Here is a 10,901-nt window from a genome sequence, read left to right as displayed (position 1 = left end):
AGTTGCCAGTTAAGAAAAAGCACTGAAGTATTTCAGTGCTTTTTTCTTTATATTTAAAATTTAGATATGATATTATAAAAGTATAGAAATATTTTCTTAAAAAATATTTTTATACTTTTTTTATTTATAAATAATAGGGGTTGCTATTTATGAAAAATAATCAAAAATTACTCCATACAAAGCTGATTATTTGTGACTATTGTATGGAGTAATAAAAGTCACAATATATTGGCTTTGTTTCTTGATATATTATCAAGGGGGAGCCATAATGAAATATATTAATGCAAATGTGATATTACCAGAAAAACTAATAGAAGAAATACAAAAATATATTTAAGGTAATTATATTTATATTCCTATAAAAAAAGAAAATTATAAATCCTGGGGAGCAATTTCTGGAATAAAACAAGAATATAAAAATAGAAATAAAAAAATAAAAGATGATTATAAGCAAGGTATTTCTATAGAAGATTTAGCTCAAAAATATTATTTATCTATAGATACGATTAGAAAAATTTTATATAAAAAATAAAAATAGAAGGTTCAGTTTAATAAAATAAGCTGAGCCTTTTATTTTTAGCAAAATTAATTCTGTATTATTCATAGTATAGAATAAATAATTTCACTAGCGTATTATTAGTATATGAAAGTTATCTACATATCCTTTTGCACTTTTATTTGAGGAATGGAATATGAATAAAAAAGATGTAACATCTGGGTGGGATAATAAAGGCGATATTGTAATAGGTAATGATGTCTGGATTGGTTATAAGGCAATAATTTTGGCAGGTGTAAAAATTGGCGATGGCGCAATTATTGGGACGGGGGCATTGGTGACAAAAGATATTCCTGCATATAGTATTGTTGGTGGTATACCCAGCTAGAGTTATAAGAAAGAGATTTTCTGAAGATATTATTAATAAATTAAAATTTTTAAAATGGTGGGATTGGCCAAAAGAAAAAATAATGCGAAATATATCAGCAATACAATCTGGTGATATAAATAGATTAAATTAAAAAAATACATCTTTTAAAATAATATTATTTTAAAAGATGTATTTTGATTTCAAAGGGGTAATAAATTTAAAATATATTATTTAGAAGCTTCAGTTTTCCATAAGCCATGTAAATTACAATAAGCATAAACTTTTACATTTGTTGCTTTTCCTACATAGAATATTGCTTCTGGAGAATCAGTTGGATCTAATTTAATATGTTGAACTTTATTTCCATATAATACAGCAATCCATTTTATATAATGTTCTTCAGTCATTGGATGAGGAAGTTCGCCAACTTTTACGATGATTTTATCATCTTCAAATTTTACTACAGGAAGATGTTTTTCATGAGAAGCATCTACTGTATTTGCACTTAATAGTTTCATTGGTTTTCCACAGCATATCAGTTGTGCATCAGCTACTGTTAATGTTTTGCTGTATCCAGTACCAGATTCAATAATTGTTCTTTTACCAGAATCAATAACTTCTAAAACGTAACCACAAATGTCACATGTATAAATTAATAAGTCTTTCATAATAATATTCTCCTTTATATTATAATGTTTTATCTAAATTACGGGCATCGTTGGCTGTTTGTAAAACTTTGTCTAAATTAGATCCTAAAGAAGCTTCGATAGTAGCGGCAATTGCACCTTCTATCAATGGAGAGTTAGCTAAATATACGTTATTTGCTATTTCTTCAGGTAATAATTCTTTAGCAATACCAATGCTCATTATAGCACTACCTAAATCAGCAAATACAATAACACCATCATTGTCGTTAACTTTTTCTATTGCTTCTTGTATTGCCATAGGATCTGTGCCGATTTCTCCATCAGCAGTTCCACCAACAACTTCTAAATATGGGAAATTTTTTACCATTTGGGAAATTATATCTTTTATGCCTTCTGCAACTTTAGAGCTATGTGATACTATAACTATACCAACCATATTTTACTCCTTATTTTCCTTTAAATATTTATATAAACTTTCTAGCATGATAGATGATGATGTAGCACCTGGATCTTGATGTCCTAAACTTCTTTCTTCTAAATAGCTAGCTCTGCCTTTAGTGGCAATTATGTTTTTTGTATGTTCTACATTTTCGTGAGCAACATCTACAGCTTTTTGTAAAGCAGTTAAGATATCATCATTTGCTTTTTGAGAGTTTATTAATGATTCTTTTACAGGAATGAAAACGTCGAGCATAGTTTTTTCACCTTGGACGGCTTTTCCTCTATCTTGAATACCTTTTATAGCAGCATTTATTAGTTCTATAGCTAAAGGTAGATCAATAGAATATTGATTTTTTAATAACATAGATGCTCTTAAGAATGCTGTACCATATAAAGGACCAGAAGCACCACCGACGCTAGATAAAAGACCCATTCCTACTGTTTTTAGAATGACACTAGCATCACTATTATCATCAATAGTATCTAGTTTTTTAAATACAGTATTAAAGCCTCTAGCCATGTTAATTCCGTGGTCTCCATCGCCGATGGCTTGGTCTAATTCAGTTAAAAAATCTTTTTGGTTTATAATTTCAGTCCCAATAAATTTGATAGCATCTTTTATTTTATTCATATATATATCCTCGATTTGTTATTAGATTTGTACTAATGCAGATGTATTTGCTGTTTGCAATAATAGGCTTTTTAGTTCATCATCTAATTTTAGTAAGGATATGGAACAACCAGCCATTTCTAAAGAGGTCATGTAGTTACCTACATAAGTTTTAAAAATATTTATACCTTGTTTTGCTAAAATATCATTTACTTTTCTACTAACAATATATTGTTCCATTAATGGAGTAGAGCCTAAACCATTAATTAATACAGCTACATCACAACCATCTGTATATATTTTTTCATCTAATATTTTAGCTACTAATTGTTCAGCAATTTCATCAGCAGTTTTTAATGTTTCTCGATGAGTGCCAGGTTCTCCATGGATACCCATGCCGATTTCCATTTCATTGTCAGCTAAAGTGAAGCTTTCTTTTCCAGCAGCTGGGACAGTACAAGGAGAAATAGCCATTCCCATTGAACGTACATTAGCGATAACTTTTTCAGCTACTTGTTTTACTTCTGCTAAAGAAGCACCTTGTTCTGCTTTAGCACCAGCTATTTTATGAACAAAAATAGTACCAGCAATTCCTCGGCGACCGATTGTCCATGTACTATTTTCAACAGCAACATCATCAGCTACAACGACTTTTTCAATATTAATGCCATCAGCCATAGCTAATTCTTCGGCCATTTCAAAATTCATAACGTCGCCAGTATAATTTTTTATGATTAATAATACACCTTTATCAGTGTTAACAGCTTTGATTGCTTCGTAAATTTGATCTGGTGTAGGGGAAGTAAAAACAGCACCAGATACAGCAGCATCTAACATTCCTTCACCGACAAAGCCAGCATGAGCAGGTTCATGACCACTTCCACCGCCACTAACTAATGCAACTTTATCAGTTTTTTTATTTTTTCTAACAATTACATCTAAATCAGGTAATCTTGTTAAGAGGTCGGGATGTGCTTTAACCATTCCATCTAGCATTTCATCAACAACATTATCGGGATTATTTATGATTTTTTTCATATAAGATGCCTCCTTTTTATATTTATTTTAATAATAATTATTTTTTACTACACTATTTAAATTATTCTATAAATAGAAAAAAAATCCTTCTAAAATAAAAATAAAATATATTATTTCAATGTTTTTGAAAATTTAAATAATATATTTTAAATAATTAATTACTTTAAGGACTTTATAGGCCCTTAAAGTAATTAACGATATGCTATACAATTTTATTAATTATAAACCATATGCTTCTCTTAAAATAGTAAGTGGATGAACGGCTTGTAATCCAGTACCATTTTCTATTTGTAATCTGCACATACCACATTCACAAACACCTAAATCAGCATTTGATTTTTTAATTCGGTTAAATAATTTAGAACCAATTTTCATGGAGATTTCATATTTATCTTCTTTAAAACCATAGCTACCAGATAATCCACAGCAACCAGCATCGGCTTCTTCTATTTTCATATTAGGTATCATAGGTAAAATTTCCATTGTTGGTAATCCTATAGCTTGAACTTTTAAGTGGCATGGAGCATGATAGATATATTTTTTAGTTGATTGTTTAAAGTCAGTATTGAAAAGACCTTGATCATTTAACATAGCTAAATATTCCATAGAATCATACATATGACTAGCATATTCAGACATGCCTTCGAAATCAAATAATTCCTGATATTCTTGTTTTAACATAAGACCGCAACTAGTACAAGCTGTGATGATATCATATCCTTTATCTACCCAGCTTTTTAAGATAGCAACGTTTTTCTTTGCATTTTCTCTAGCATCATCCATGTATCCGCCAGATACCATTGGAGAACCGCAACAAACGAGGTTTTCATCAATAGCTACTTCAATTTTATTTTTTTGATAAACTTTAACTAAATCAACACCTACTTCTGGCTGATTGTAATTGATATAGCAACCAGAGAAGAATAAAACTTTTCTTTGATATGATGTTTGTTTAATTTTTTTAAATCTAGAAATAAATGAAGAACTAGCATATGTTGGCATTTTTGCGTCTTTTGCTAAGCCCATAGCAGATAACATACCTATGGATTTACCAATAGCCATACCGAGGTTAGAAAATGTTGAACCAAGTGGTAAGGAAGTGATTAATTTTCCCATTCCTTCGCTATGAGCTAACATATGATCGGCTTTTTTATGTTCATGTGTTTTATAATATTCGCTTTTAGCTATCATATTTAATGTAGAAATAGGAACGCCAGATGGACATACTAAATCACAATTTTTACAGTTAGAACAATAATCTAACATTGGATCATCATCAGATACTAATTTTCTCAAACGAGTAAGTGCTGGACCAGTCATTTTTGGGCCACGAAATTTTCTTGTTGCTGCTGTTACAGGACATGCTGTTAAACATATTGTACAAGCAGTACATTTATCAGGATCTATTATATGTTTTTTGTTTGTAGACATTGATTATTCCTCCCCACTCAATGTAATAGCTGCTTTATATGCTGTAATTAAAGCGACTCCATTACCTGATTTTTCATAACAAAAATCATATCCTGACAAAGATCTACCTATAACTTTTACATTAGAAGCAATTTTCTTTCCAGCAGAATTTAGAGGTGTTAAATTTTCATCTGTATTTACACCATATTTAGCAAAAATCTGTTTTTTGTCTGCAAATAATTGTTTATATGACCAATCTGTTTGTACTTTAGGTACAGTTATATCTATATTGAAAATAGGTTCTTTCATGCTACCAATATCTGCTACTAAACCACCGCCATAAACACCGCCAGTAGCTAAGATAAATTTATCAGCATAGAATTTTCTTTGTCTGTCAAATCCTTCTGTTGTAACAGAGACACATTTTCCATTTACAATTTCTGCATCAACAACACGTGCTTTTCTGATTATTTGAACACCACGTTTTTTAGCATATGCTGTTAATAATTTGTCTAAACGTACACCTGTTACAGCTGGTGGAATAGAAGAAACTTCAATAATAGAACAATTTAATTTTTGTTGTAATGTATTTAAGATATCATAATTAGGTTCCAATCCTAATACAGGTGGAATAACAATAGCTGTATCTTGTTTTACATATGATTTTAATTGATTAACAAAAGAATTTATGCCATTTTCTGTTTCTAACCATCTAGCAACATCCATAGCAGAAATATCTCTGAAATCTCTACCATTTTCAAAATTTAATTTGATGATAACTTCTTCAATGTTTTTACCAGATAATCTCTGTTTGAAGTTTTTTACAACCATGTGAGCATAAAAGTCTTTCATTGCATCGAAGCCAACAACTAAGACATTTTTAGCTTTCCATAAATTTTCTACATTCATAGTTTTTGGAACTAAGCATGTAGGTTTAAAATTACCAATAGCAGTAGGTAACCACATATTTTTTTCAACGGATCCGATATATTCGTAATTACCTTCTTTTGTTATTTCTATAAATTTATCTAAAGCTTTTTTAGCTAAATTAGTATCAATTTTAGAATATGGATGTTCTTTATCAACAGTTGCCATTCCTTTTAAAGGATTTTCGACGAATTTTCCATCATCATCATATCCTAAAACGTCAATTATTCCTCCAGCAATAGCAAGTGTTCCTGCACCATATGATAATATCTGAACTTTTTTGCCCATGTCAGCAGCAACGCAAGCAGCAAATAAACCAGATATTCCATTACCTATAATTAAAATATCGCTTTTTCTCATTTTATATTTTCCACTCCAGTTAAATTTAATGCTCCATCATATATAGCACGTGTAAGTTCAATATCACGGAACATATTTCCCCATAATACAGGACGAATACCTTTCCAACGTGCTTCTAAGAATTCTTTAAATAAATAAGTAGTATCTTTAGCCCATGGCATACCATCTTTATCTACAGCACCTACACTACGATATGCACAGAATGTTCCTTGACAAGTACCCATACCTAATCTAGTACGTCTTCTAACGTCACTTACAGTATGGCTTGTTGGTTCTTTAGCAATTTCTTCTATTTCAGCTAAAGTAACATTTTCACATTCGCAAACGAGTTCTTTAGTTTCAGGCTGTTTTTCGATACGGTCAATAACACGTTCTAATTTTTCACTACCTAAACGAGATGCTGCTAATTCTGCACCATAACTAGGGAAAACTTTTTTAGCTCTATTCATTAAATCTTCAGATGGATTTTCTACTAAATCTTCTTCAGCTGTTCTACATTTTTCATGTACGCCTAATTGAGGACAAACAATATCGCATACTTTTTCAGCCATTAATCTATATGTTGTAAATTTACCACCACATACGCTCATAAAATGTTTTATACCATCATGAGCATGATCTAAAGCAACAAATCCACGTGAAGCACTTCTACCTTTAGCATTAGGATCTGCACTGTATAAAGGACGAGTTCCTGCAAATACGCGTAAGATACGATAGTCATATATGTTTTCGAATGTAACTTTGCCGACATTCATCATATCGATAACTTCTGATGTATCAGTACTTGTATCGTCAGGAGCACTATCCATAGAAGTAGTGCCAAGTATAGTTATAGAACCATGAGGAACAAATATATCAGCATCAGAGGATTTATGTAATCTATGAACTACATGATTACAAATTCTGTGATTAAATGCAATTAATGTTCCTTTACTAGGTTTTACATTTACGGATAAGCCAGCTAAACTTGCAACTTCACCAGCAAAAGAGCCTGCAGCACTGATTACATAATCACAAGCAATTTTATCTTCTTTACCTGTCCATCTATCTCTGATTTTTACACCAACAACGACGCCATTTACAGTTTCAATGCCAATGACTTCAGTATAAGTCATAAATTGACCACCATATCTTTTAGCAGATGCTACTGTTTGCCATAATAAACGGAATCCATCAACGGCAGCACCAGGACAACGATATGCAGATACTAATTTACGACTTAAATTAGGTTCTAATTTGAAAGCTTCATCCATAGACATAGGAATAGCGTAAATACCGCATTCAGCACAAGATTTTACCCATTCTTGTTCAAATTCTTCACTATCTTCAGGTGCTCTAACAAATAGACTTTCAGTTGCTTCTACACAATGTTTACCTATTTTACGTAATATAGTATTTTCTTGGATACATTCAATAGCTGCTTCTTTATCTTTTACTGCATAACGTCCTCCACTATGTAATAATCCATGATATCTAGAACTTGTCCAATACCCCAAATCATCACGTTCTACTAAAATAGCTTTTACGCCACGCATTGATAAATCTCTAAGGATACCAACACCTGTAACGCCGCCACCAATAACTACTACTGTTGTTTTTAACATAGCTTTTCTATTAGCCTCCTTTTAATAAATACTTATTATTTGTAAAATATTCAATAATATCTAATAAATACTACTATTTTATTATAAAGCATGAATATATTTATATCAACAATCTAAAGTAATATATTAATATTATATATACAATTATTAATTTTTGCTATATTACTTTAAATCAAAAAACTAGAGATAGATATTTTAGATTATAATACTACCTCTAGTTTTAAGTTTTTATTTTTAATTATATATTGGATCTAAAAATTAAAGCCAATTCATAGTGCGTCTAACAGCTTTTAGCCAGCCAAGATATAATTCTTTACGTGCTTTTTCATCCATATTTGGTTCAAATTTACGGTCGATTTGCCAGCTATCAACTAATTCTTCTTTGTTTTTCCAGAAACCAACAGCTAGACCTGCTAAGTAAGCAGCACCCAAAGCTGTTGTTTCAGTGATTTTTGGTCTTTCAACAGCAACATTTAAGATATCGCTTTGGAATTGCATCATTAAGTTATTAGCTACAGCACCACCATCTACTTTTAAGGAATTGAGTTTTATTCCAGAATCAGATTGCATAGCATCTAATACATCTTTTGTTTGATATGCTAATGATTCAAGAGTAGCTCTGATGATATGGTTTTTAGTTGTGCCACGAGTTAAACCAAAAATACCGCCTCTAGCTTTCATATCCCAATATGGTGCACCTAAACCAACAAATGCAGGAACAACATAAACACCATCGGAATCTTTTACTTTATTAGCATAGTATTCAGAATCTGGTGCAGAATCTAAAACTTTTAGACCATCACGCAACCATTGAATTGCAGAACCCGCAACAAAAATACTACCTTCAAGAGCATATTCAACTTCACCATCTAATCCCCAAGCGATAGTAGTTAACAAACCATTTTTAGAATCATATAACTGGGAACCTGTATTCATTAACATAAATCCGCCAGTACCATAAGTGTTTTTAGCCATACCAGCTTTAAAGCATGTTTGACCGAATAATGCAGATTGTTGGTCACCAGCCATACCAGCAACAGGGATTTCTACACCTTGTGTAACACTTGGAACAGTCATACCATAAACTTCACTAGATGGTTTTACTTCTGGTAACATAGATTTTGGAATAGTTAAATATTCAAGGAGTTCATCATCCCATTTTAATTCACGGATATTATACATTAATGTACGGGAAGCATTGGAATAATCAGTAACATGTACTTTACCACCAGTTAATTTCCATACTAACCAAGTATCAATTGTACCAAATAATAAATCTCCAGCTTCAGCTTTTTCACGAGCACCTACGATATTATCTAAGATCCATTTTACTTTAGTTCCAGCAAAATAAGCATCAATCAATAGACCAGTTTTTTTATGGAAAATATCAGATAAACCTTTAGCTTTAAGTTCATCACAGATTTCCATTGTTTGACGAGATTGCCATACAATAGCATTATAAATAGGTTGACCAGTTGTTTTATCCCATACTACAGTAGTTTCACGCTGATTTGTAATACCGATAGCAGCTATTTCCTGAGGATCGATGCCTGCTTTAGCGATTACTTCTGACATTGTACCTACTTGAGTGGACCAAATTTCGTTAGGATTATGTTCTACCCAACCTGGTTTAGGGAAATATTGTGTAAATTCATTTTGAGCAGTAGCAACTATTTCAGAATCGTGATTGAATAAAATAGTTCTACAACTAGTTGTTCCCTGATCTAATGCCATTATATATTTTTTTTCCATGTATATGACCTCCTAGTTTTCGGAATTATTAAGTATTTAAACATTTTTTTGATAATTTTTAAATTATTCCTACGGCTTTAGCAAAAACATAAGCTACAACACCTGCTAACATAGGACCAACAATTGGAACCCAGCTATAAGCCCAATCAGAGCTACCTTTTCCAGGAATAGGTAAAACAGCATGAGCAAGACGAGGACCTAAATCTCTGGCAGGATTAAGAGCATATCCAGTAGGACCACCTAAGCTTAAACCTAAAGCCCAGATTAACATACCTACTAAATAAGGGCCAACACCAGATGGGAATGTACCATTATTAGCGTTAAACATTGCAAAAATCATACCGATAAGCATTAAAGTAGCAATAAATTCACAAAGTAAGTTTTTGCCATAGCTTCTAACTGCAGGAATTGTGGAGAAAACACCCAATTTAGCAGTAGGATCATTAGTTAAATCCCAATGTGGTAAATATGCAAGGTAAACGATAATAGCACCAACAAAACCACCAAAAACTTGAGCGATCATTGTAACGACAGCTTGTTCAGGAGTATATACCCCATTCATTGCTTTTGCTAATGTAACAGCAGGATTTAAGTCACCTTGTGGTGCACCTAAAGATGTAGCCATAAATACCCCTAACATTACAGCAAAAGCCCATCCAGCAGTAATAACAATCCAACCACTATTTTCGCCTTTAGAACCTTTTAAGCTGACATTAGCAACTACGCCACACCCAAAAATAACGAGTATAGCAGTTCCGACGAATTCACCAAAGACATTTTCCATTTTTTTACCTCCTTGTATTAAATACATAATATTGGATTATAGAGATTATGTATAAAGTTAAATATTAAGTAATTTGAATTAAAATGACAATAAATTCTAAATTATCTTAATTATAACATCGACAATAAATAATATTCTATACATTATTTTTATTTCCTTCTAAAAAAATGAAAAATTTTTAATTTTTTTTAGAAATTTTATGTTTTTAAGAAAGATTAAATAAAAAAGAAAAATTATGGTAAAAATATGAAAATATAAGATAAAACAAGTATTGTTATATATTTTTGATAAATTCCTACATTATAATAAATATAAAAAATTATATATTTAATTTTAAATTTATATAAAAAAGTGTTGACAAAGATATAAAAAACATATATAATAATTATCACGCTAATGAATAGCGTAACTCAAAAAGAAGAAAATTGTTAAAAACAAAAAATAAATAAAAAAAGTTCTTGA

10 protein-coding genes and 1 pseudogene are annotated in these 10,901 nt (G+C 31.1%); 2 read left to right on the top strand and 9 right to left on the bottom strand.

Going from position 1 to position 10,901, the window contains the following annotated elements:
• The first annotated feature begins 346 nt into the window (after positions 1–346).
• Positions 347–532 carry a CD3324 family protein gene (locus tag Q5I67_RS10355; protein WP_302487265.1) on the top strand — a complete coding sequence of 62 codons (186 nt, stop codon included), beginning with the start codon at positions 347–349 and terminating at the stop codon, positions 530–532.
• A 199-nt stretch (positions 533–731) separates the two neighbouring features.
• Positions 732–1,017: pseudogene (locus Q5I67_RS10435) on the top strand (CatB-related O-acetyltransferase); the annotation flags it as partial.
• A gap of 76 nt (positions 1,018–1,093) precedes the next feature.
• On the opposite strand, the gene Q5I67_RS10345 reads toward Q5I67_RS10435, so the two are convergent.
• The 9 genes from Q5I67_RS10345 to Q5I67_RS10305 all read right to left on the bottom strand — a co-directional run bounded on the left by Q5I67_RS10345 (position 1,094) and on the right by Q5I67_RS10305 (position 10,439).
• The gene (locus Q5I67_RS10345) at positions 1,094–1,534 is read right to left on the bottom strand and encodes a desulfoferrodoxin family protein (RefSeq protein WP_296896667.1); all 441 of its coding nucleotides are present in this window, start codon (positions 1,532–1,534) and stop codon (positions 1,094–1,096) included.
• A 19-nt stretch (positions 1,535–1,553) separates the two neighbouring features.
• Entirely contained in the window at positions 1,554–1,949 is a 396-nt protein-coding gene (dhaM, locus tag Q5I67_RS10340) for a dihydroxyacetone kinase phosphoryl donor subunit DhaM (protein WP_296896669.1), read from the bottom strand.
• 3 nt (positions 1,950–1,952) lie between these two features.
• Positions 1,953–2,585: a dihydroxyacetone kinase subunit DhaL gene (gene dhaL, locus Q5I67_RS10335; RefSeq protein WP_296896672.1), complete on the bottom strand. Its 633-nt coding sequence runs from the start codon at positions 2,583–2,585 to the stop codon at positions 1,953–1,955.
• 21 nt (positions 2,586–2,606) lie between these two features.
• Positions 2,607–3,602 (bottom strand): dihydroxyacetone kinase subunit DhaK, encoded by a 996-nt coding sequence (dhaK, locus tag Q5I67_RS10330; RefSeq protein WP_296896674.1) that lies wholly within the window; start codon positions 3,600–3,602, stop codon positions 2,607–2,609.
• A gap of 219 nt (positions 3,603–3,821) precedes the next feature.
• Positions 3,822–5,033 (bottom strand): anaerobic glycerol-3-phosphate dehydrogenase subunit C, encoded by a 1,212-nt coding sequence (locus tag Q5I67_RS10325; protein ID WP_296896676.1) that lies wholly within the window; start codon positions 5,031–5,033, stop codon positions 3,822–3,824.
• Positions 5,034–5,036: 3 nt separating this feature from the next.
• Positions 5,037–6,299 (bottom strand): anaerobic glycerol-3-phosphate dehydrogenase subunit GlpB, encoded by a 1,263-nt coding sequence (glpB, locus tag Q5I67_RS10320; RefSeq protein WP_302487263.1) that lies wholly within the window; start codon positions 6,297–6,299, stop codon positions 5,037–5,039.
• Positions 6,296–7,903: an anaerobic glycerol-3-phosphate dehydrogenase subunit GlpA gene (glpA, locus tag Q5I67_RS10315; protein ID WP_296896680.1), complete on the bottom strand. Its 1,608-nt coding sequence runs from the start codon at positions 7,901–7,903 to the stop codon at positions 6,296–6,298. The genes glpB and glpA overlap by 4 nt, the downstream gene beginning before the upstream one ends.
• 258 nt (positions 7,904–8,161) lie before the next feature.
• The gene (glpK, locus tag Q5I67_RS10310; RefSeq protein ID WP_296896682.1) at positions 8,162–9,655 is read right to left on the bottom strand and encodes a glycerol kinase GlpK; all 1,494 of its coding nucleotides are present in this window, start codon (positions 9,653–9,655) and stop codon (positions 8,162–8,164) included.
• A 58-nt stretch (positions 9,656–9,713) separates the two neighbouring features.
• On the bottom strand, positions 9,714–10,439 hold the full coding sequence (locus Q5I67_RS10305; RefSeq protein ID WP_296896684.1) for an MIP/aquaporin family protein: 726 nt from the start codon (positions 10,437–10,439) through the stop codon (positions 9,714–9,716).
• Positions 10,440–10,901 lie beyond the last annotated feature (462 nt).

It is taken from the genome of uncultured Megamonas sp., assembly GCF_958438645.1.
Taxonomy (GTDB): domain Bacteria; phylum Bacillota; class Negativicutes; order Selenomonadales; family Selenomonadaceae; genus Megamonas.
Note: the sequence above shows the minus strand (reverse complement) of the source record. Positions and strands in the feature narration are given on the sequence as shown.